General features: G+C 63.7%; 20 protein-coding genes, 1 tRNA gene and 2 pseudogenes. 5 read left to right on the top strand and 18 right to left on the bottom strand.

Annotated elements, in window-relative coordinates:
- The first annotated feature begins 34 nt into the window (after nt 1–34).
- Nucleotides 35–110, top strand: a tRNA-Ala gene (locus ABIS05_RS18515).
- A gap of 405 nt (nt 111–515) precedes the next feature.
- On the opposite strand, the gene ABIS05_RS28265 is transcribed toward ABIS05_RS18515, so the two are convergent.
- Together ABIS05_RS28265 and ABIS05_RS28260 are read right to left on the bottom strand one after the other, a co-directional pair.
- Nucleotides 516–863 (bottom strand): LamG domain-containing protein, encoded by a 348-nt coding sequence (locus ABIS05_RS28265; RefSeq protein WP_407074890.1) that lies wholly within the window; start codon nt 861–863, stop codon nt 516–518.
- 3 nt (nt 864–866) lie between these two features.
- Nucleotides 867–1,460 (bottom strand): annotated as a pseudogene (locus ABIS05_RS28260) (alginate lyase family protein); the annotation flags it as partial.
- A 110-nt stretch (nt 1,461–1,570) separates the two neighbouring features.
- Between ABIS05_RS28260 and ABIS05_RS18505 the strand changes: the two are divergent.
- The 4 genes and pseudogenes from ABIS05_RS18505 (at nt 1,571) to ABIS05_RS18490 (ending at nt 7,247) form a co-directional block, all read left to right on the top strand.
- The gene (locus ABIS05_RS18505) at nt 1,571–2,800 is read left to right on the top strand and encodes a type IV pili methyl-accepting chemotaxis transducer N-terminal domain-containing protein (RefSeq protein WP_348013386.1); all 1,230 of its coding nucleotides are present in this window, start codon (nt 1,571–1,573) and stop codon (nt 2,798–2,800) included.
- A gap of 6 nt (nt 2,801–2,806) precedes the next feature.
- Nucleotides 2,807–3,030: pseudogene (locus ABIS05_RS28255) on the top strand (methyl-accepting chemotaxis protein); the annotation flags it as partial.
- A 533-nt stretch (nt 3,031–3,563) separates the two neighbouring features.
- On the top strand, nt 3,564–6,317 hold the full coding sequence (locus ABIS05_RS18495) for a TonB-dependent receptor domain-containing protein (protein WP_348013385.1): 2,754 nt from the start codon (nt 3,564–3,566) through the stop codon (nt 6,315–6,317).
- Between the two features lie 84 nt (nt 6,318–6,401).
- Entirely contained in the window at nt 6,402–7,247 is an 846-nt protein-coding gene (locus tag ABIS05_RS18490; protein ID WP_348013384.1) for a DUF6502 family protein, read from the top strand.
- Between the two features lie 91 nt (nt 7,248–7,338).
- On the opposite strand, the gene ABIS05_RS18485 is transcribed toward ABIS05_RS18490, so the two are convergent.
- From ABIS05_RS18485 to ABIS05_RS18415, 16 genes are all read right to left on the bottom strand, one after another.
- Complete coding sequence (locus ABIS05_RS18485; protein ID WP_348013383.1) at nt 7,339–7,698, bottom strand: hypothetical protein; 360 nt, start codon at nt 7,696–7,698, stop codon at nt 7,339–7,341.
- A gap of 56 nt (nt 7,699–7,754) precedes the next feature.
- The gene (locus tag ABIS05_RS18480) at nt 7,755–8,132 is read right to left on the bottom strand and encodes a hypothetical protein (protein WP_348013382.1); all 378 of its coding nucleotides are present in this window, start codon (nt 8,130–8,132) and stop codon (nt 7,755–7,757) included.
- Nucleotides 8,129–8,515: a roadblock/LC7 domain-containing protein gene (locus ABIS05_RS18475; RefSeq protein ID WP_348013381.1), complete on the bottom strand. Its 387-nt coding sequence runs from the start codon at nt 8,513–8,515 to the stop codon at nt 8,129–8,131. The genes ABIS05_RS18480 and ABIS05_RS18475 overlap by 4 nt, the downstream gene beginning before the upstream one ends.
- 18 nt (nt 8,516–8,533) lie before the next feature.
- Nucleotides 8,534–9,058, bottom strand: coding sequence for a GTPase (locus tag ABIS05_RS18470; protein WP_348013380.1), 525 nt, complete (start codon nt 9,056–9,058; stop codon nt 8,534–8,536).
- A 2-nt stretch (nt 9,059–9,060) separates the two neighbouring features.
- The gene (locus ABIS05_RS18465; protein WP_348063304.1) at nt 9,061–9,804 is read right to left on the bottom strand and encodes a hypothetical protein; all 744 of its coding nucleotides are present in this window, start codon (nt 9,802–9,804) and stop codon (nt 9,061–9,063) included.
- A 155-nt stretch (nt 9,805–9,959) separates the two neighbouring features.
- Complete coding sequence (locus ABIS05_RS18460; protein ID WP_348013378.1) at nt 9,960–13,796, bottom strand: PilC/PilY family type IV pilus protein; 3,837 nt, start codon at nt 13,794–13,796, stop codon at nt 9,960–9,962.
- Between the two features lie 30 nt (nt 13,797–13,826).
- A complete protein-coding gene (locus ABIS05_RS18455) occupies nt 13,827–14,474 on the bottom strand; it encodes a hypothetical protein (RefSeq protein ID WP_348013377.1) in 648 nt (215 codons plus the stop codon).
- Complete coding sequence (locus ABIS05_RS18450; RefSeq protein ID WP_348013376.1) at nt 14,474–15,619, bottom strand: PilW family protein; 1,146 nt, start codon at nt 15,617–15,619, stop codon at nt 14,474–14,476. Before ABIS05_RS18450 ends, ABIS05_RS18455 begins: the two co-directional genes overlap by 1 nt.
- A complete protein-coding gene (locus ABIS05_RS18445; protein ID WP_348013375.1) occupies nt 15,616–16,017 on the bottom strand; it encodes a prepilin-type N-terminal cleavage/methylation domain-containing protein in 402 nt (133 codons plus the stop codon). The genes ABIS05_RS18450 and ABIS05_RS18445 overlap by 4 nt, the downstream gene beginning before the upstream one ends.
- Complete coding sequence (locus tag ABIS05_RS18440; RefSeq protein WP_348013374.1) at nt 16,014–16,613, bottom strand: GspH/FimT family pseudopilin; 600 nt, start codon at nt 16,611–16,613, stop codon at nt 16,014–16,016. Before ABIS05_RS18440 ends, ABIS05_RS18445 begins: the two co-directional genes overlap by 4 nt.
- On the bottom strand, nt 16,607–17,065 hold the full coding sequence (locus ABIS05_RS18435; RefSeq protein WP_348013373.1) for a type IV pilin protein: 459 nt from the start codon (nt 17,063–17,065) through the stop codon (nt 16,607–16,609). The genes ABIS05_RS18440 and ABIS05_RS18435 overlap by 7 nt, the downstream gene beginning before the upstream one ends.
- 205 nt (nt 17,066–17,270) lie before the next feature.
- Nucleotides 17,271–17,891: a hypothetical protein gene (locus ABIS05_RS18430; protein WP_348013372.1), complete on the bottom strand. Its 621-nt coding sequence runs from the start codon at nt 17,889–17,891 to the stop codon at nt 17,271–17,273.
- A 446-nt stretch (nt 17,892–18,337) separates the two neighbouring features.
- Nucleotides 18,338–19,069 (bottom strand): HD-GYP domain-containing protein, encoded by a 732-nt coding sequence (locus ABIS05_RS18425; RefSeq protein ID WP_348063303.1) that lies wholly within the window; start codon nt 19,067–19,069, stop codon nt 18,338–18,340.
- Nucleotides 19,070–19,076: 7 nt separating this feature from the next.
- Nucleotides 19,077–19,505 carry a winged helix-turn-helix domain-containing protein gene (locus ABIS05_RS18420; protein ID WP_348013370.1) on the bottom strand — a complete coding sequence of 143 codons (429 nt, stop codon included), beginning with the start codon at nt 19,503–19,505 and terminating at the stop codon, nt 19,077–19,079.
- 235 nt (nt 19,506–19,740) lie between these two features.
- A complete protein-coding gene (locus ABIS05_RS28250) occupies nt 19,741–19,833 on the bottom strand; it encodes a hypothetical protein (RefSeq protein WP_407074889.1) in 93 nt (30 codons plus the stop codon).
- A gap of 12 nt (nt 19,834–19,845) precedes the next feature.
- Nucleotides 19,846–20,319, bottom strand: coding sequence for a response regulator transcription factor (locus ABIS05_RS18415; protein WP_348013395.1), 474 nt, complete (start codon nt 20,317–20,319; stop codon nt 19,846–19,848).
- Between the last annotated feature and the right edge of the window lie 514 nt (nt 20,320–20,833).

Here is a 20,833-nt window from a genome sequence, read left to right as displayed (position 1 = left end):
GGGTGATGTGCGTGGCTATACTTTGCGCTCGCGTGGGGGGGTAGCTCAGCTGGGAGAGCGCCGCGTTCGCAATGCGGAGGTCGGGAGTTCGATCCTCCTCCTCTCCACCACCAAGTCGTTGTCCATAGGGGACGCTCTTAACTGAGTGTCCCCTTTTGACTTTTCCCCGTTCCGCTTCCCACAAACCTTCCCACATGAACGGCTCTCCACCGGCCAAGTAGGACACTGCGCGCGAGCGCCGCCTCGATCAACGCACGTGCGTCGCTCGGGCTTTCGGCAACGACGGGACCGATAACGTGCCCGCAGCCGAACGGACGTGAGATGGCGAGCCGCGCGGCCTGCCGTCACGCTGCAGGCGCGATGGCGGCGCCATTTCCCTGACGAGGCCGGCGGCCGGCTCCTCATGGTTCCCCTTGAGAAGGCCTTGCAGCTGGTGGATGCCACTGATCGTCGAGTTCAGCGTGATGGTCCGCTTCTCGATTGGTGACGAGGCAGGGCACGAACCGACAGCCTGATCAGGCTGCGGCCAGGGCCGCGACGGCGGCGTCGTCGAGCGCGCTGCGCCAGATGCGGAAGTCGTCGACCCGGCCGTGGAGCCTCGGATCCGACACGAATTGAGACCGTCCAATCCAGTTGGTGGGCGCGGGGCCCACCTGCGCCGGCGTCAGCGCCATGTCCGCATTCACGCCGACGGCGAGGCCGTCGACGTACAGGGTCGCCGTCTGTCCCGACAGCGTCACCGCGAGGTGCACCCAGCGACCGATCGGCAGGGCGGCGCTGCTCTCGACGAACTGCTCGGCGTAGGTGCCGTCGACGGCGATGGCGAAGCGGAGCAGGCCCGACTTCGAGCGAAGGGTCAGCATCAGGTCGCGACCCGACTCCTGCCATTGGCCCAGCTTGCCGGGGTGCATGTAGTACACCGCCTGCGCGATCGCGCCGTTGCCTGGCCCGGCCTTGAAGTAGTTCACGCCCTCGTCGAAGATGTCCTTGTCGTCGCACAGCACGCCGATGGCGATGAGGGACGCGATGTTGCACAGGGCCCAGTTGGCCCAGTAGTGGCTGATCGGGGTTCCGTTGTGGTTCGACAGGAAGCCGTGGTTGATGCGGTAGAAGACCCGCTTCATCATCGACTGAAACGCCAGCAGGTCGGCAGGCTTCAGGCCATCGTAGGTGCGCATGATCTCGCCGACGTTGGCGAACTGGTAGCCCTGGATGCCGGCGGCCAGCCAGGCTTCGGTGCCGCCAGCGATCAGGGTCAGCGTCGACGACCAGGCATTCATGATTTGCACGGCCTTGTCGGCGTAGCGGGCGTCGCCGGTGCCCTTCCAGTGCAGTGCGCAGGTGTAGGCGGTGGCGACGCATGCGCCTGCTCGGCCGAAGGCTCGCGCCGCTGCGTGGGCGTTTCGCAATACCGCGCCTGCCCCGCAGTCGGCGATGCATCTCAGGCAGGACTTGGTCATGACTTCGCGCGATGGCTTCGTTACCGTGCCGGCTCTGTTGGCGCCGAAGGGACGCGTCAACAGCCCGCGCGGGAGCGGGCGGACATCACAAACATTGAAGCGAGGGTGGGATGAGCCTGCTGGACAAGATCAGGGGAGAGTTTGCAGCCGACAAGCCGCAGCAGGAAGTGCCGCAGGCACACGACACGATCGTCAACTCGCACGGCGGTGCCGGCTTTGACGCGACACAAAACGCCGATCTCCCTCTCGCTGGTCTCGCGACCGAGACCGCCGATCCGACGCTGCAATCGCCCCGGGTGACCACCGGCACAGAGCAGCTCGGTGGCTTGTTCGGGCGTCAACGCCAGCGCGTGCTGATCGGCCTGGTCGTGCTCGGCCTCGCCGGCATGGCGGCTATGGTCAGCATGGCACTGATCAGCTCCAACCGCAGCGCCGCACAGGTGCGTGCCGTCGGTCAGGCGCTGATGCACTCGCAGCGCATGGCCAAGTCCATGTTGGCAGTCAATACCCGCAACTCGGCGGCCTTCGCGGAACTGCGCGAATCCGTCGGCACATTGAGTGGCGTCATCAACCATTTGCGTACCGGTGATGGCGAATTGGCCGCCGCACCGGCCGATGTGCAACCGACGCTGGATCGGCTTCAGCCGCTAATCGAACGCGCCGAGAAGAACGCCAAGATCGTGGCGGCCCAGGAAATGATCCTGGCCCAGGTCGACCAGGCGCTGCACAACATCAACAGTCAATCTGACGAGCTGCTGGAAAGCGCCGAGGCCGTATCGGCCCTGACGCTGCAGGTTGGCGCGTCGACCGGCGAGATCTCTGCGGCCAGTCAATTGGTCATGCTGAGCCAGCGTATCGGCAAGAGCGCCAACGAATTGCTGACGCAGCAGGGGGTCAGCCCGTCTGCGGTCTTCAAGCTCGGCAAGGACTTGAACTCCTTCAAGCTCATCACCGAAGCGTTGATCAGCGGCAGCCCTGAGCTGCGCCTGAACGCCGTGCGCGACCCACAGCTGAAGGAGGGTCTACAGACGCTGCTGAAGCAGTACGAGCAGACGCGCGTTCAGGGCGTTGCGATCCTGCACAACCTGCAAGGCATGGTGTCTGCACAAGAAGCTCAGATCGCCATCCTGAACGATTCTGAACCGCTTCGCAAAGCCCTGGAGCAGACCGCCGCCGCGCTGGAAAGCTCCGGCGGCGCGGGCATCGGCACGATTCTGGTGCTGCTGGTTTCCCTGGTTTGCCTGGCCGCGCTGGTCGGCGCTGCTTTCGGCTCTCTGTCGCTGTACATGCGCGGCCATGTGCAGGCAACGCAAGCGCGGGCATCGGCGCGATTCTGGTGATGCGCGGTGCGCGGCCACGCGCAACGCAGCGCTCAAGCGGCACGCGAGATCAAGGACCTGATCACCGACAGCATCGAGCGGGTCGAAACGGGCAGCGCCCTCGTCGACTCGGCGGGAGGCAAGATGGAGATGACGTTGACTCCATCAAGCGCGTGTCGGACATCGTCGGCGAGATCAGCATCGCAAGCGCCGAACAGAGCAACGGCGTCACGCAGGTCGCGCACGCAGTGATGGTTCCAGAATCAGGCTGAGCGCTTGGTGCAAGCCGTTGCCGTGTTCCGCAACGTCTGACTGGATCGGCACCGGTGCAGGCGGGGAACGCATCTGCCCAACCGCCACAACTTCATTCAGATTCTTGGCAGCTGGGAGGCTCGGCGGTAGCGAATTCGCAACGTGGACATTTCGTATCACACGAACAGCGCTTCGGCCCTCCACGTTCGCTGGGATGCGCGTCGCACCTTGACGCTCGGCCAAGCATGTCCGCAGACGCGCGCGCTTTGCGAAATCCGTCACAGGCAGGGCCGCTGTTGACTGAAATTCGTGCGGCGCTTCCGCTGGCCAGCCTCGGCGGGCGGCAAGGCCCGACTGCCAGCAGCCCCCATGTCCACACGAAGCCTCGCCGTTACGAGGGTTTCTAAGACCTCGCAAATGTGGACATTTCCTCCCACACTTCGCAACCTAGTGGACAACTCGTTTCACAAATGGTCGCCAGGGGGTGGTGGCCGACGAGTTCGCCCATAGGCGCCCTTGGCGCGGAGGTTGCATGAATCAGAACACTTGGTACCGGCCCCGCTTGCACGGCCTGGCCGTTGCGGCCGCTCTCTGCTGCACCGCAGCTCAGGCGCAGGCGCAAACCGCCCAGAGCAAATCGCCTGAGCCGACCCAACTAGAGCGGATCACCGTCACCGGCTCCAACATCCGCCGGGTCGACCTCGAGAGCGCCCTGCCGATGCAGGTGATCACGGCCGAGGACATTCGCCGCAGCGGCAACATGTCGGTGACCGAAATCCTGCAGTCGCTGACCGCCAACGGCGCTGGCGGTATGACCGACGCGGCTTCATTCGGCAGCTTCGCGTACGGCGCCTCGGGCGTTTCGCTGCGCAGCCTGGGCCCGACGGCGACGCTGATCCTGATCAACGGCCGCCGCTTGGCACCCTACAGCGTGCCGGACATCAACAACGGCCGGACGAACTTCGTGAACGTGGACGCCATCCCGCGCACGGCGATCAAGCGCATCGAAGTGCTCAAGGACGGCGCCTCCGCCATCTATGGCTCCGACGCCATGGCGGGTGTCGTCAACATCATCCTGCGCGACGACTACGAGAGCACCGAGGTCGAACTCCAGCTGCGCTCCAGCGTGAAGGGCGGCTTCGGCAACCAATGGGCGGCCCTGACGACAGGCCGCGGCAATCTGCGCCGTGACGGCTGGAACTGGGTGGCCACCGTCGACATCAACCATCGCGACGAAGTCATGTTGGGCGATGTCGTGGACCGCGTCGTCGATGCGCGCCATCACAACAACAGCTTCTACTACACGGCACAGCCCTTCAACAACCGGTCCACGCCCACACCCAACTACTACAGCGGGGTGAACATCGACCCGGCATCGGGTGCGTCCAGCGTCGCCACCCGCACCGGCCAGCCTTCGGCCAACTGCCCCAGCGAGAACCGGTGGGCTTTCAACAGCACCTTCACGCCGGCGCTGAACCTGTGCGGCTACAGCTCGTGGAAAGACATCCAGTACGTCTCGCCCACGCAGCGTGAGACCCTGTTCACCCACGGGGAGATGCGGCTGGGCGAAAGCACCACGCTGTTCGGCGAGCTGGCGCTCACCCGGCTGACCAACAAGCAGAGCGACTGGCCCGTCCCCTTCGGCAGCGGCCTTGGCGCTACACCCAACGGGCGTGACGGCGGCGTGTCGTACGTCCCGCAGTTCCTGCCCGAAGGCCATCCGAACAATCCCTTCGCCGGGCAGCCGGCCGGCATCACCTATTCGTTCGCGGATGTCGGCAAGCAGGGCATCCACGTCACGAACAACACGGCTCGACTGCTGGCCGGCCTGCGTGGCACCTACAAGGACTGGGACTGGGAAACCGGCGTGATGCACGCCCGCGACGCCTCGGAGGTGTCCTACGTGAATCGCGTGAGCCTGCCGGTGCTGCGCGATGCGGTGCAGAACGGCACCTACAACTTCGAGAACCCAGGGGCCGGTTCGGTCACCGCCGACCAGTTGCGCATCAACCCCGTCGACCATGGCCACACGGCATTCACCATGGCCGACGCCAAGATCAGCGGCCAGCTCGGCCAACTGCCCGGCGGCCCGATCAACGTGGCCGCAGGTGCCGAAGTGCGTCACGAGGAGCGGGTCTACAACCCGGACGAGCGCATCTTCAGTGGCCAGGTGTACCTGCAAGTCGCCGGCCGCACCCGCGGCAGCCGCAACGTCGTATCGGCGTTCGGCGAAGTCGAGCTGCCGCTGCTGAAGTCACTGCAGGCCCAGCTCGCCCTGCGCGGCGACCACTATTCGGACTACGGCTCCTCCATCACGCCCAAGCTGGGCATGGCCTGGACCCCGGTGCCGACCGTCAAGATGCGCGCCAGCATGTCGCAGGGTTTCCGCGCACCGTCCTTGAGCGAGTCCGGCAAATCCGACGTGCCGCTGTTCGCCTTCGTCAACTTCGACCCCATGCGCTGCGGCGACTTCAACATCGACTGCGATGGCTACCGCAACAGCGGCTCCATCAAGGCCAACAGCGACCTCAAGCCGGAGCGTTCCACGAACTACGGCCTGGGCTTCGTATACGAGCCGGTAAGCGAGTTCTCGATGACCGTCGACTACTGGGACATTCGCCGTCGCAGCGAGATCGTCTTCGTGGATCAGCAGTCCGTCATTGACAAGGAGGGCAGTACCAGCCCCCTGTATGCCGGCCGCGTGCACCGCAGCCCGGCAGACACCGTGAGCATTCCGGGCCAGTCCATCCCGGGCCGCATCACGACGGTGGATCAGGCCTACCTGAACCAGGGCCGCACCCAGGTGCGCGGCGTTGACGTGTCGCTGCGCGCATCGCTTCCGCTGCCCGGCACCGCTCCCCTGCGCGTCACCGTGGAAGCCACCTACCTGGACCGTTGGCGTGGCGTCGACACGGACGACCAAGACTGGATCGTCAATACCGGCAACCTGGGCATGCCCCGCCTGCGCAACACGACCGCTTTCTCCTGGTCGCCGGGCCCCTGGGACTTGGGCGCGACGTTGCGCCATCTCTCCGGCTACCGGGCCACGGTCGCCAACCAGGCCTGCGTCGGCGCGCGCTTCGCCGGCGTCTGCGATGTCGGCGGCTACGACACGGTGGACCTGACGCTGGCCTACCGGCCCAGCAAGGATTGGACGCTGCGCGGCACGTTGCTCAACGTGACCAATGCCCGCATGCCGTACACGCCGACCTTACCCCTCGGCAACCGCGACTGGTATTCGCCAGCCGGGCGGATGTTGGCCCTGAGCGTTCGCCACGAGCTTTGACGCCAGGACCCGGCAAGCCTCGGGCCGACCGGGCCCGAGAATGAGGGCTGGCACGACCACGTGCCAGCCCTCCTGTTTGCCACCATGAACTTCGATTTCTCACCCTTGCTCCGCTACCTGCTCCGCCGCCTGGTGCGAATCGCCATCACGAGTGGCATCACCTACCAGGCCTTCTGCAAACTGCTGCGCTCGGTCTACTTCGAGGTGGCCACGGAGTTCGAACCGGTCAAGGGCAAACCCAATTCGGACAGTCGCGTCACCCTGCTGACCGGCCTGTCGCGCCGCGAAGTGCGGGCGCTGCGAGAGAGCTCAGACACCCCGCCACGACCTCGGCCGAACATCGAGCGACTGGTGCTGGATGCCTGGTCGTCATCGCTGGACTTCATGGACGCAGACGGCAACATGCTGCCGCTGCCGCGCACGCACCGCCAGGGCGGCGCGCGCTCGTTCGAGACGCTGGTGGAAAGCGTCAACAAGGACATCCGCGCCCGCTCCCTGCTGGATGAATGGCTGCGCAAGGGCTTTGTCATCCTGGACGAGCAGGACCGCGTGCTGCCGGTACAGCGCCGCTCCACCGGCGTGGTGGAAGGTGCCACGGGCACGGGCCTGCTGCTGAGCGAGATGGTGTCCGACCTCCTCAACGGCTTCGAGCGCGTCTATCTGCAGGAACAACCGGTCCCTGGCTTCGGCTTCCATGTGGTCTACGGCCATCATCTGAGCGAAGAATCGGCGCAGTTGATCTGCTCGACGGCCCAGCGCGAAGGCGCCCAGTTGATGAACCGGTTGAACCGGCTCGTCGTCGAGCGTGAAGCGCTGGACACGCGCCGCGAAGATGCGCAGACGCGGGTCATGGTGGGATTCGGCTCCTACCAGGCCGACGGCGTGCAAGACCCCGGACTGATGACACCGCCGCCCGGCCTGCCGAGCTGAGCTAGGGCGAGGCTAGAAGCAAGACGGCGCAAGCTCCCTACGGTCTGCCCGAGGCAAAGAGCTACGCGCGGTGCGCCAGCCCTGCCGCCGCTCAGATCGTCAGTTCGCGCTCGATGTCCTGCACCTTGCGGCGCGCCAGCGCGAGGTTGGACTTGGACTTGTCCAGCACGAAGTAGATGAACACGCCTTCCTTGCGGGACATGGGGCGGATGATGTGGTACTGCTTGCCCAGCGTGATGAGGATGTCGTCGATGACATCGTTCAGGCCCAGGTGGCGCATGACCTTGAGCTTGGCGCGCACAACTTCGGTGTTGCCGGCGGCGGCCACTTCCAGGTCCACGCCCGAACCGGCGGAACCCAGCATCATGCCGCTGCCGGAGTCGACCACCGCAGCGCACATGGCGCCGTCGACGGTGAGGAGGTCTTCGAGGCTCTGGCGGATATTGGCCATGAGGTATTCCTTTCGTGTCATTCAGACAGGTTGCAAAAGAGGTAGAGGGGCGGGTCTCAGTGCTGACCCACCGCCAGTTCGCCGACGCGCATGCCCATGCGCTGCAGCGTGGGCCAGTCGACGGCGCGGTGCTGGCCGACGGCAATGAAGAGCAACTCGGGATCGGCAGCGCAACGGAACAGCGCCACCAGCCCGTCGGCGTGGTACAGCGCCACGGCAATGAAGCCGCCCAGGCAGTCGAAATGAGCCGCGTGGCGGCTGTGCAGCCGCCAGTGGTCGGAGGCTGCCTCCCATAGCGAGGCGTTGTCGGCCAGTTCGCCTTGGGCGGTCCATACCATGCCGGAGTCGACCTCGACCAGCGCGCAGCCACGGATGCCAGGCCGCTGCGCCAGTGCGCCGACGGCCTCGGCGAGGGCTTCCTTGTTGATGGTCATGAAATGACCAGCGCCTGGTCGACACGCGCGAGCGCGGTCCACACGCGGCCTAGCAGGGCCTGCGTGTCGGTCAACACGGCGACGACCAGTTCATGGCTGCCGGCCGTTACGCAGCGCACCACCAGGCGGCCCTCAGTGGATTCGACCACCAGGCAGCGTGGCGTGCCGATGCCGGTCTCGCGGCTGGCGGCGGTGCCAAGCGCGCCGATGGAGCTGACCAAGGCCGCCAGTCGGTCCGCGTCGATGGATTGGCGCTTGGCCACGGCCAGCGCGAAGCCGTCGATCGTGGCCACCAGCACGGTGCGGGCGCCGTCGATGGATTCCAGCAGTTCGCGGGCGGCGCGCGCACCGGACGCGGCGTAGGGATGGTCGGAGAGGTTCATGCAGGTGGCGAGAGTCGGTCAGGCGTTGGCTTCGGCCTGGGACAAGATGGCGTCGATCAGCAACAGCACGTCGTTGCGCTCGCGCACATCGACGGCCAGCGTTGGGATGGCGAGGCCGCGCTCAGCCAGCAGGTCGGCGAAGTCGTCCAGCGTCGGCACGGGGCATTCCAGCGTGCGCCCCACACCGATGGCGCAGTTCATCTGCGGCAGCAGGTCGGCGAAGTGGTCGAGGTAGACGCGCAGGTCGGCCAGCGGGTCGGGGCGCGAGTTGTCTATCAGGATGACCAGGCCCAGCGCCTGCTCGACCAAGATGCGCCACATGAAGTCGAAGCGCTGTTGGCCGGGTGTGCCGAATAGGCGCACGCGCACCCCCTCGCCGAGGTCGACATGGCCGTAGTCCAGCCCCACCGTGGTCACCGCCTTGGCGAGGCCGGGGTCGCTGTTGGCGACGTCAGTGACGATCGGCGCGATGTCGCTCAGCGCAGCGATGGCCGTGGTCTTGCCGGCGCCAGGCGTGCCGATGAAGACGATCTTCAGGTCCATGGTCAGCGTCCCTCCCTCCGAATACCGAGCTTGGCGCGCAGGCTGGTCAGCAGGCTGTGGTCCGGCCTTGCTGAAGCAGGTGCCTTCGCTGATGCGCGGGCGGGCAGACGAGCGCCGGGCGCCGGTTCTGCGCGCAGCAGGTCGTGTTCCATCATGGTGTTCAAAAAGGTGCTGCAGCCAGCGCGGTCCACGCCGCTCAGCGAGGACAGCTCGTCCACGGTCAGGTAGCGCACAGTGATGAAGCTGGCCAAGCGCAGGCCCTGATGGATGGCATCCAGCACGCCCGCGCCGGGCCAGCGCCGCAGCCGGAAGCACATGGCCTCCCGCGCCGTGAGCGCCGGCGCAGCGCGGGTGGCGGCGAGCAGGGGCGCCGTAGTGCGTGTGGTGGGGGCCTGTGGCGGCGCGACTGCGGGGAACTGTTGCTCGACGGCCGCCAGGATGTCCACGAACGCCTCGTATTGCAGCGGCCGCAGCAGGATGGACTGGCTGCCGGGTTCGGCGTGGCGCTCGTCCATGACACGTACTTGGTGCGGCGCGCGCTCTTGGCTGCCCGGGATGGTCGGCAACTCGTCGGCATCGTGCAGATAGACGTCTACCGGGCCCTCGGCCACGATGCGCCAGTCCTGCCGCAACCGGTCACTGTTCACAGCGAGGAAGACCTCCACCCGGCGCATGTCGGCCTCCGAGAGGCCGGCCAGCAGGATGCGACGCTGCAGTGCGCCTAAGGCCAATGCTGCGCGCCCCATCAGCGCCACCACGCGGTGATCAAGTGCGGCCGAGCCAACAGTGAGGGTGGAATGGGTGAATTCAGCGGCATGGCTCTCTTGAGCTTCTCTGGCGGGATGCTGGCACGACCGCCCTTGATGTCCGGCTCGAACATCGCCGGATTGCGTCCAATGCTTCAGTGGTTGACGACAATCTCTCGCCAGTTCATGCGCTGCAGTCCTAGGCCCTTTGGATTACGCGTCTCAATGTGTTCCACCGTGCAATCGCTGCCCGTGCAACTCCCCCCAGTGCTGCCCGCCATCAATTGAGATTTGCCGACCCCTTTCACGTTGACGCTGTAGTACTGCAGATCAGTGACGATGCCCTTGGTGGTTGCAAAGCAAGCCTGACCACCATTCTTCAGCGCGCAATACCCCGCACCCAGGTCGATGGCGTACACGCGGCTGCTTCCGCTGGGTGAACAGACGTCTGCTGTGCTCGGAGACGTCGCCGCGAAGGCAACGGTTCCGTAGAAGGACGTCGGGTCAGACAGCACCCGCCAGCCGGGCCCACCGGCCGACACGCCCAGGTCGACATACCAGCCCAGCTGAGTCCGCAAATCCAACGAGATCTTGGCGTTCAGGTCGGTCAGCTGCAGCATGTTGGACACCGTCAGCGGGAAGGTGATGCCGCGCGGCAAATCCGACTTGGTGCCTTTCACGCGGCCATCGATGCTGAATTGCGCGTTCGTCCCGTCGATGATTGCGAAGAATCGCTGGGCCTGCCTGTTGTTCAGGTCGCTGGTGTCCAGCAACCGGCCGGTGCCCACCGTGATGTAGCGCCTGTTGGTTTCCGGTTGCACGACCGGCAGCGGCTTGCTGGTGATGGGCAGCGCCTTGCCATCCGAACCGACCAATGTTGCGAACTTGACCGGCTCGGGGTAGTCGCCCGACCCCGTCACGTCGAGACGCCACACGTTGCCCATCAGGTCGCCGCCATAAATTGCGTCGGCAATGCCATCGGTCAGGTCGAGCACAAAGGCGTTGACGTGGGCCAGGCCAGCCTGGTTGTTGCTTGAACAGTTGCTGCATGGCGCAGCCACCTTCTCCAACAGCGCGCCGGTGCGGGGATTGATGAAGAAGAAGTAGCCCTGCCCGCCGTTGTTGTTGTAGCCGGAGCCCACCACGACAACCCAGCCGTACTTGCGTGTCTTGACGACCGCCGGCTGACTGTAGGTGTAGCCCAAACTGGATTCGCTGAACTCCCAGAGCACCTTCTGGGCCGCCGTCGCCTCGTCCGTAACCGACGCCGGATCGGTGATGTCGAGTGCGTAGAGGGTCTTGCCGCCCTTTCCAAGCCCGCCGATCAGGAGGGTCCGCCAATCGGTGCCGCGGCCGCCAGGCGTGCGCCCCAAGTCGACGTCGATGGCCAGAGGGGTTGCATCCAGCAAGTAGTGGTGCGTGAAATCCGGATTGCCGAAGGACGCCAGGCCATTCACGCTGGGTGTCGATGTGGGGCCATCGAAAACGCCCCCCGGCACATAGGCCCAAACCTCCTTGCCCGCCGAGTCACCGCTCAGGCGGCCGTCGACGGCATGCAGCATGCCCGCGTTGGTACCGACATACACCATCGGCGTGCGGTCGGCGTACTTCGCTTTGAAGGTGTCGTAGCCAGGGTTGTTGGCGCTCGAGTAAGGTGCGGCAGGCGGCCCGACCGCACGGGGCTTGGCGTTGACGATGTCACCCACCAGGTTGGCCCGATCACGGTAGGCGCGGGTCGAACCCGAGGCCGAGGACGAGCGTTCATGAGTGCGTTCACCACGCACGTAGTTCAGATAGTTGTCGGCGTCATTGCCGCTCTCATATTCGGTGTTCAGCGCGCGGCGCTGGTCGCTAGAAATGGTGTCGATCCGGAACGGTACGCCGACATCCTTCTTCGTGTTGAAGGTGACGATATTGCGACCCGTATCCCAGCCGGTGCCGGCAGCCTGCACGGCCAGGACCTCCGAGAACCGCCACCGTGCGCCCTGGGCGACGTTGCCCGTCTCAGCATCGAAGGTCGTGCTGCTGGCCATCAGTTCGCCAGTCCATGTCTTGGCGTCGTACTTCGTCGCGTATGCCGCCACACCAAGCGCCGACACCTGCGGCAGAGCCGTCGAGAACGACGTAGAAAAAGCGTTGAGCTGGGACGAAATGCTAGAGAACGTCTTGGTCAGGCCGGCCACCATCTGGTCGGCCCGGGCTGCAGTGAAGTAGTTGTCGGGGCGGGGCGAACCATTGGGCACCGTGTCGCTGGTGGTCGCCCACCACGACTTGCTGCCGTCGAACTGCGCCTTGGTTGCGGTCAATGGTGAAAATGAGCCGGGCGGAGAAAAACCGCCGTACTTCGCCGCCAGATAAAACTGGTTATTCGGCTTGAACTTCCCGAACTCGAGAACGTCCAGCCAATAAGTCTTGATGGTCTGATCGCCTGGCATATCGGGACGCATGTCGTTCGTATTGCCCCAATACGCCAGGCCGGCCATCAACGCACCGTTGTTGGTGCAGCAACCGTTGTAGTTCTGTGCCGCCCCCAGGGAATCGCCGAGGCCTTGCAGCGCGCCCACCCGGTTCGTCCACTCCTTCGCGTTGACGACCGTCTCGTCGTTACCGACTTCGTCCGGCTGTTTAGGCTCCGACCCACCGGTCGCCCCCGGGAGATTGCGGTCTGCATGGGTGTTCACGTCACCGATGCCCAGGATGAAGTTGCGTTGGCAGGAATACTGAATTGGATCTTTCCATGACGTGATCACGGGGAAGCCGTCAGCCCATGTCTTGCGGGCTGCCGCATCGGCACCAGCCATCGAACTCCAGGCAGGGACGTTGCCCTTGTTGCGAAAATAACGCTGCACGCCGTAGTACAGCTCGCTCACCGGGTCGTAGTACTTGTAGCCGCCGGGCGTGATCTCCCCGAACTTGTTCAAGTAGTTCATCACGCCACTGTCGGCCACGGCAACAATGAACTCATCGTTCGTCGCGGTGGCGTCGCCTGGATCCGGATTGGCGATCATCACGCCGGTGCTGGCCTCCCATTCCGCGTTCGCGTTGGCCACGGGTAGCCCCCCCGGCACGGGCAACTGGGGGCCAATGAACTTCTGGCGTGCACGCAGCACGCCGCCGTCCCGGTTGAGATTCGCCGTGTCGAGGACGGTGTTGTTGAGGTACCCAAATGCGCTGTAGCGGATCTTGTCCGCGTACTGCTGCAGTAGCCCGGTCGGCTTGTAGGAGTCTTTGCCATACAACGTGCAGTTGCTTTCCAGGTTGTCGACCGACTTCGAAGCATCGCAGACCTTGACGCGGATGAAGACCTCGTAGAGGTCGCCATCCTTGTACTTCGCGTCCGGATCGTAGGCCGTCGGCGCGGCGCCGTAGTTCGGCGCGGGCGTCCCGGCCGTCGACGTCATGAAGCGCATCCTGTTGCCCAGCGACCAGATGCGGGTCGCAATGCCGGTGGCCGTGGAGAACGGCGTCGCGCCCTTTACCGTGGCGCTATCGGAGACGCTGCTGTCGGGGAAGTTTCTCGTGTCGCCTTGTTTCGTACCCCACGCCTTCTCAAGCACGGTCAACGAGGGCTTGTCGATCACCCGATAGCCGCCCGTGAGCGCCCAGCGGAAGGGATCGATGGTCTGCATCGATGCCCAGTTCAGGTAGTTGCCGCTCCACTGGCCTGAGCATGTTCGGGTTGTGGTGCGACTGACAGGGTAGAAATAGTTGTCGGCACCAACGCCATCCGTGTATCGGTAGGCGTAGCACTTCAGCGGGTCGAAGTAGCCGATATAGGTGTTGTCCGCTGAATAGGTCCGGGTCGGATGGGCAACGCTGATGGCAGTTGGGTACTCGACCGACAGCGCCAATGCGAGGTTGCCCGGAACGTTGACCGACGCGAAGACGGGCTTGTCAGCCAAGGGCACCTGAGCGGGTGCCGATGCCGCAATGACCGTCAGGCTGGCCGCGAGGGCCAGGCACCGGCTATCGACAAAGCGGACTGCATTCATGAAATACCTCGATACGCCTGAGCTGGCGAACTAATTGGTGGTGAACGTGGATTGAAAGAAGGACAGCGTCTTTCGCGGCCCACTCACACGCACCGTGATCCGGTAGACAGGCTGCTGCGGTGTTGCGCCTGGATTGGAGTCCTTGGGGGCACCACTGTTGCCCTGCGAATTGATCCATTCGCTGGACCCGCCACCAAAAGTGGTCTGATTGGCCATCGCGCAAAGGCTTGGGCCACAGTTGCCCGTCGCCGCCGCAAGGCGATCAACGACGTACCTGACCTTCACACTCAGGTCGTCGATCTGAATGTCTCGATCAGCCGACCCCACACTCTTGAATTCGTCGTCCGACAACAGCGCCGTCGGAATTCCATCGGCATTGGTGGGCAGAATCGTGGCCTTGTAGTTGGCGCTCTTCAAATCGTCGTTGCGCACGGTCACGTCTGCCAGGGGACCATTCCGAACCGCCTCCATCGCCTCCTGCAAAGCGCGCTCACCCTGATTGGACAGATCGCGCTTGAAACCGAGGTTGCCGGTCATGAACTGGCTGGCATTGATCGAGCGAGAGATCGCGACGGCACCGATCAGCAGGATGACCAAAGTAATCAAGGCGAAGACCAGCACGATGCCGCGCTGAGTCTCGACACGGGATGTTCGGCGGGGAGCGTGGAGGTGTTTCATCAGCGGGAGTAGCGGACATTGCGCAGCGGCACGGTGAACTCGACGGTGCGGTAGCGCTGCTTCGCGGTATCGAGTGGCACGGTATAGGCCCGATGCACATCGGCGGGCAGATCACTGAAAAGCGTCAACTGCGCAGGCGTGACCTCAGTCTTCTCCACCAGATCGCTGCGCAGGACAAGGCCAACGCGGACCGCGAAGATGTGCTGCAGGTTCTGGCGGGCGGCGTCCGAGCCGTCCGCCAGTTCGGCTGCAGTGAAGCCGGCTGCGGTCGGAGCAATCCATGCGGTCACCTGTTTCTGACTGCCGCGCGCCATGTCGACGCCGTAGAGCACCTTCATATCGACAACACCTTCGGCCAGGGATTGGGTGTCCTCGGAACCCAGCTGCAACAGGTCGTATGAAACCAGGGTGTCGTTGGTGTCGATACCCAGCAATTGGATCTTCGGCTGGTTGCCCACGACATTGCCGAGCATGAACGCGAATGCGTTGCTGCCCGAGAACTGAGTGACATCAACGTCGCCAATGGTGTTGGCTGCATAGCGCCCGTCCAAGGTGACCCGCTGTGTCACACCGCCGGAGAATTCCTTGCTGAGCTGCTGGAGCATGCAGCCGACGCCTGCCCCAGACAGAAGCAGCAGATCGCCCCCGCGCATGCCAAGGGTGTTGGACAACTTGAGTTCACCGGCCCCAGCCGATTTCGGCACGACCGGCAGCGCGGCTTCACTCAGGGCGGAGTTGCCAGCGGCAATGGCAATCATGTCGGAACCATGGGTGCCGGCTCCCGCGAAGACGATCAGCGGTGCAAGCCGGTAGCTCTGAGGCAATGAGGCGAAGGGCGCCGGAAATGGTTCCGGCGCTGGCAGCAATTGCGAGTTGTCGCGCGAAGCGTGCATCAAGCAGCCATAGCTCTGCGCCGTTGCTTGGCTGAAACCCGCACCTGCGCTTCGCAGTTCGCGATCCAGCGTATAGGCGACATAGCCAGCATTGCTCGTCAGGTCGTTTCCTGAAGTAACACCGCGTCGAATCGACTCCTGGCGCGCCACCATGATGGAAACGGCAAGCATCAGGATGAGGCCGATGACCATCGACACCATCAGCTCAACCAGGGAGAAACCGCGATATCGCGTTGAGACGGTTCTCATCATGGAATGACCACGTCGGTCGAGTACTTGTGCGTGTCATTGGCCTCACCGCGTGAATGCACGGGTGTCCAGCTCACCGTTATTCGCGCTATGGAGGTACCCGTCACGGTAATGGCCCCGACACCTTTCGGGAGGCCTTTCTCCGTGGTGTCGGCAACGCGAGATGCCCAGCCCTTCACGTCATCCTTGGCCAGGTTGACCGTGTTCGCATTGAACATGGCCACGGCCATCTCGTTGGCGAGCAGCGCGGCGCGCTGAGCGTCTTCCGTGCCGATCGAGGCCTGCAGCGCCCGGGCCTGCATGGAAATGAGCCCCAGCAGGCCGAATGAGATGATCAAAAGACCAACCATCATCTCGATCATCGAGAATCCGTGATCGCAAAGGTTCGACCGCTGACTCATGATTTAGGGCAACCATCTGGTGCGTTGGAAGCCTTGCCGGGATCGCACAGCCTAATTGCCCCGGCCAACGTGACGAGAAGCCGTAGCGGTCGTTTATCGGCATCATTGGCAATCGGCGCCAAGTCAAAGCGAGCCGTTTTTGCCGTGCAGGAGGCGCCAATGCCTGCGGGATTCTCTTGTGTCGATTGGCGCCCGTCGCCGCCAAAGCACAATGCCGTGGTCCTTGAACTCAGGCTGATGCCGGACGACGCGTCGACCAATGCGCCGCATTGGACAACCTCTGCATCGTCGCTGCTGATCAGCGGATCCGGCACGACGACGATCTGCCAGTAGCGGCCACCCACAGCGGCTGTCGATTCGGTCGTGCAGGTGCTGCTGTTGGTAAGGAAGAATGCGACGGTATGCGTACGCCGCTGCGCTTCCGTCTGCGCGAGCCTGACACCTGACTGCAGCGCTTCGGCTGCCGTGCGCACACGGGAGTTCCGGATCCAGGTACTGAAGTTCGGCATCGCCACCGCACCAAGGATGGCCAGTATGGTGACCGCAACCATCAACTCGATCAGTCCAAAGCCAGATTCATAGCGGCGGTTCAGCACGAGTCGCCTTTCTTCGTGATCCACTTGCTGCTACAGGCAGATCCCCACTTCTGGGGTATCGCCTTGGTCGCGCGGACTTCTTGCTGATTGATCGTGTAAGTGAAGCCATCTACCGCGCCGCTTCCCTTCGCTTCAAGCGTGAACTCGTCCGCGTTCAGCTTGCCGATGCAACTGATCAAGAAGTCGCCAAACCTGCGGGTCGCATCACTGCCGCTTTTGCAGGGAGAAACGAAGCTGCCGGTATTTGCATAGGTGCGGTTGTCTTGGTAGTACCGCTCCATCTGTGCCCGCATGGTGGACAAACCGCTGACAGCATCGGCGAGACGACTGCGGGTCACGTAGTCTTTGTACTGAGGCAGGGCCACCCCAGCGAGGATGCCGATGATGGCGACGGTGACCATGACTTCGATCAGCGTGAAGCCTCTGGCATGGGCGGAATGGAAGCGCTTCATGGCGGTGTGGTGCAGGGTTATGGGACGAAAATGAGTGGTGGATTCGGGTCGAGCACCGCCCCTATCGCGGCGGTGGATTGCCCCCTGAATTCGGCAGGCGCGGGGCTTCTTGCCGCCCGAACTGCAAGCGCCTCCGACTAGGACCTCATTGCGAGCGGAGCATCAAAACAGCTTCCGCCTGAGTCATCTCTGTCTTGTGACTAACTCATTGGGAGTTGAGAATTGGAAAGGTGTTTTCGGAGGTGCGCGTGGCGGCCGCTACGGCGTCAGTTGCCTCCGTCACATGAGACTCATCGGGGGCCGGCGTCCGGATTGCTTCGAGCGCCGCCTGGATGGTCTCTTGCGAAATCAGGCCCTGGTATTGGCGTTCAAGCTCCTCGAATTCGGAGTGAGGAACATCTCCGATAAGCATGCGAGACGCTGTCGCAAAGTCAGACAGCTTCCCGTCGCCGTCGAACTCATCCTGCAATCGATCCTTCACCGCCACCGCCAATCTCGAGCGAATATCCGCGAGATCACGGCTGGACCAGTTGGTGACGATCGATTCCAACTGGCCCAGTGCAGCCGCCAGGACCTCGACGGGAACTTCCTCGAAGGCCTTCACCCCTTGCGTGGCCAATGCATGCTCAAGGTATCCAAGGTGGCGCAGCATCCTCCGCGACAACGAGTGCAGGTCGAGGAAGTCCTTGAGTGCGTGCCTCAGCGGATCGGCTTCCGCGATGGCTTTGTCCAACTGCGTTCGCTTCTTGATGGTAGGCAGCCTGGGCGCAACCACAATATGCAGCGCCCTGCCTTCGCGCTTCAGCTTGATATCCAGAAAAGCCATTTGCCCAAGGAACCGAACCGGTGCCATCACCAGCCGGGCGACTCGGCGCTTGGACTTCCGACGCCGTGTTGACACGGGGGGGACAGACGATTCCGCTGCGGAGCACTCTTCATCTCGCGCGCGATGCTGAGCAGATGAAAGCCTCATCCGCGGCCAAGCAGCAACGCGCTTCGCGGCAGCGCTCAGCAATCCCCACACGGATGGTCGGTCACTCGGAGTCGGGCGCCATTGGCTCTCGGCGGACGACTGATCCCGGCATTCAATCGAAGGCATGTCGTGCCCATCGACCCCGGCAACCGCGTCCCGCAGCGTCGGCAGCGCTTGAGGGGAAGGCATGAGCACACCATGACCAAGGCCTGAACGCCCAGAGGGCGATAGGCGGCGATTCGAATTCATAACAATAGCCATGATTTGCCGGTGATTTCCAAGACGACCGATGCGGTGACTTACGCGCAATGCGAAGCGCCGGGCGAGACCGGTGTGCTTTGGCGTCGATTCAAGGCCGGGTGGGGCAACAACGAAACGACATTCGCGCATGCGTGCTCTGGCCGAGGAAGCCTCGCAGACAACGCTTGCAAGGCCCAATTGGCAGGCAGGCGCCCGGCCACCTCATGCATTGCTTCGGCACATTCCGGATCGAACTGCCGGCCCCGCTGCGCGATCAAGTAGGCCAGCACCTCGTCGCATGGCCATGCGGGCTTGTAGCAACGCTCTTGGCTCAGTGCATCGAACACGTCGGCAACGGCGGTGATGCGCGCCGCGAGCGGGATCTCAAGGCCAGAGAGCCCGAAGGGATAGCCCGTTCCGTTCCACCACTCATGGTGGAGCAGCGCTACTTGCCCGGCCAAACGCGGCTGCGGCGTCTCGCTCGCCGTCAACGACCAAGCACCGAAGAAGACATGCATCTCCATCTCGCGGCGCTCCTTCGCATCCAGCCGCCCGGGCTTGTAGAGCACGGCCTCTTCGACGAAGTGCTTGCCGACATCGTGCAGATTCGCAGCCTCTGTCACCGACTGCACAGTGGCAGCGTCCAACCCAAGCGTGCGAGCCACGCGTTCCACGAGCCATGCGGTGCGCAGGCCGTGGTGGTCGATCTCGTGCGTAGAGAGATCAATGCCATTCAAACGATCGGCATTGCCCATCGGCGAATCCATCGCGCTGCTGTGGAGCGGTTTCACACGTGCCTCACGAGGCGACGCGAGCGTCGCCCTCCAGGAGGGCGACGAATCGATAGCCGACCCGATGATGGGTCTGGATGACCGCGCCATCGCCGGTGGCTACCGCGCCAAGCACGGAACGTATGCGCGCAATGGCGGTGGCCAGCGAGCAGACCTGCACATCCCGGTCGCGCCAGACAGCATCCAGCAACTCGTCGATGGACACGACGCGATGGCGGTGTTCGATCAGGTAGACGAGGAGGTCAAACGCGCGCGGCTGGAGCTTGCGCTTCGCCCCGTCGACGAGCACCTCACGACAGGCGGGCCGAACCTCACGCCCGCAAAAGTGATGCACCACCACTCGTGGGGGAGCACTGACTGCAAGGCTGCAACGCGCCAGAGGCAACGGGATGTCCGCGACTCCCCGCGTTAGGGTGTGATCAGTGACAGTGAACATCCTCAACCTCCGTGTAGCGATTGCTCGTTTGTCGTAGGTGAAACTCTACATCAGCTTAGGGAAATTGGGTGCGACGCGAGTGGGACTTAAATCACGAACTTTCCTACTTGTCGATTAAACACTACATATCGGCAAGACTTACAACGGGCGCTCTTGCTCGCAGATCAGCTGGTCAACCCATGCCGGATGGAATAGCGCACGAGGTCGCTCAGGCTGTCTTGCCCGAGCTTTTCCATCAGACGCGCCTTGTATGGGTGCTGACGGTGTTGGGGGCCACATTGAGGTGGAACGCAATGTCGACCAGTGCCCGGCCCTGCACCAGCGCCACCAGCACCTGGCGCTACCGCAGCGACAACTGTTCCAGTGGTTGAGGTGGTTCCGGGGGGCAGATCAGCGCGCCAGTCAGCGCCGGATCTACGTAACTGCGGCCGGCCGCAACCTGATGCACAGCGTCAATGAGCAGATCGATGGAGATGTCCTTTGTCAGGTAGCCTCGCGCGCCGGCATCCAACGCCCGGCGGGCGATGTGAGGATCGCCATGCATGGTGAGTACCAGTACCGCCACCTCCGGATACCCCGTCACGATGCGCTCGATCAGATCGACATCGGTGCAACCTGGCATCGACAAGTCCAGCACCACCACGTCCACGGCACCTCGACGCAGCTCGAAGAGCGTCTCGCAGGCCGTGGCCGCGTCGCCGGTCAGCTCGATGGCGTAGTCCATCTCCAGCACCTTGCGCAGGCCTTCGCGCACCAGCACGTGGTCGTCCGCAATCAGCACACGAATCAGGTTTATTGATTGCTGAGGAAGCACTCGGTTCAAGTCGGGCTCTAGTCATGGCGAGGCATCCGCACGAGCCTCTCGCAGGTGGAACACCACATTGAGTAGAGTTTAATCTACACCGCCTCCGCGACGATGAAATACTACGTTTTGAACCTGCGGGCTCGGATGCGAGTGGGGCGCGCTGACGCGCGACGCCGTCACGCGGACATTGAGCCGCATGGCTGCGCCTTCGCATGGGGGCTGCGTTGCACCGGCGCCAGGCTGCCTCCTGGGCGGCCGGCTCGCCAGCCGTTTTCCGTCACGCTAGCGTGCTGGTGGATGCCCTGCGCCTGCCTTGGATTGGCTGGCGTCGTCCAAGTACGAACGTATCCGTCTCCCGACCACACCTTGACTGCCGCATGTCGAGGAGAGCACCGATTCCCATCCTCTTTGTAAAAGAGGCTGGGAATCGCCGTCTACCGCTGGGCAGGATGAATGAGAACCGACAGCCACCTCAACTGACGAAGCACCCTGCTGATCGCCCGGCAGGGATCGCAAACATCAG

Source organism: Roseateles sp., from assembly GCF_039929605.1.
Classification (GTDB): domain Bacteria; phylum Pseudomonadota; class Gammaproteobacteria; order Burkholderiales; family Burkholderiaceae_C; genus Pelomonas.
This window is presented reverse-complemented; position numbering and strand designations above follow the sequence as displayed.

Bases quoted from the DNA above. Each gene is read 5' to 3' on its own strand.
- ABIS05_RS28265 (WP_407074890.1), bottom strand. From the start codon at position 863: ATGCTGACCCTTCGCTCGAAGTCGGGCCTGCTCCGCTTCGCCATCGCC.
- ABIS05_RS18505 (WP_348013386.1), top strand. From the start codon at position 1,571: ATGAGCCTGCTGGACAAGATCAGGGGAGAGTTTGCAGCCGACAAGCCG.
- ABIS05_RS18495 (WP_348013385.1), top strand. From the start codon at position 3,564: ATGAATCAGAACACTTGGTACCGGCCCCGCTTGCACGGCCTGGCCGTT.
- ABIS05_RS18490 (WP_348013384.1), top strand. From the start codon at position 6,402: ATGAACTTCGATTTCTCACCCTTGCTCCGCTACCTGCTCCGCCGCCTG.
- ABIS05_RS18485 (WP_348013383.1), bottom strand. From the start codon at position 7,698: ATGGCCAATATCCGCCAGAGCCTCGAAGACCTCCTCACCGTCGACGGC.
- ABIS05_RS18480 (WP_348013382.1), bottom strand. From the start codon at position 8,132: ATGACCATCAACAAGGAAGCCCTCGCCGAGGCCGTCGGCGCACTGGCG.
- ABIS05_RS18475 (WP_348013381.1), bottom strand. From the start codon at position 8,515: ATGAACCTCTCCGACCATCCCTACGCCGCGTCCGGTGCGCGCGCCGCC.
- ABIS05_RS18470 (WP_348013380.1), bottom strand. From the start codon at position 9,058: ATGGACCTGAAGATCGTCTTCATCGGCACGCCTGGCGCCGGCAAGACC.
- ABIS05_RS18465 (WP_348063304.1), bottom strand. From the start codon at position 9,804: ATGGGGCGCGCAGCATTGGCCTTAGGCGCACTGCAGCGTCGCATCCTG.
- ABIS05_RS18460 (WP_348013378.1), bottom strand. From the start codon at position 13,796: ATGAATGCAGTCCGCTTTGTCGATAGCCGGTGCCTGGCCCTCGCGGCC.
- ABIS05_RS18455 (WP_348013377.1), bottom strand. From the start codon at position 14,474: ATGAAACACCTCCACGCTCCCCGCCGAACATCCCGTGTCGAGACTCAG.
- ABIS05_RS18450 (WP_348013376.1), bottom strand. From the start codon at position 15,619: ATGATGAGAACCGTCTCAACGCGATATCGCGGTTTCTCCCTGGTTGAG.
- ABIS05_RS18445 (WP_348013375.1), bottom strand. From the start codon at position 16,017: ATGAGTCAGCGGTCGAACCTTTGCGATCACGGATTCTCGATGATCGAG.
- ABIS05_RS18435 (WP_348013373.1), bottom strand. From the start codon at position 17,065: ATGAAGCGCTTCCATTCCGCCCATGCCAGAGGCTTCACGCTGATCGAA.
- ABIS05_RS18430 (WP_348013372.1), bottom strand. From the start codon at position 17,891: ATGGCTTTTCTGGATATCAAGCTGAAGCGCGAAGGCAGGGCGCTGCAT.
- ABIS05_RS18420 (WP_348013370.1), bottom strand. From the start codon at position 19,505: ATGTTCACTGTCACTGATCACACCCTAACGCGGGGAGTCGCGGACATC.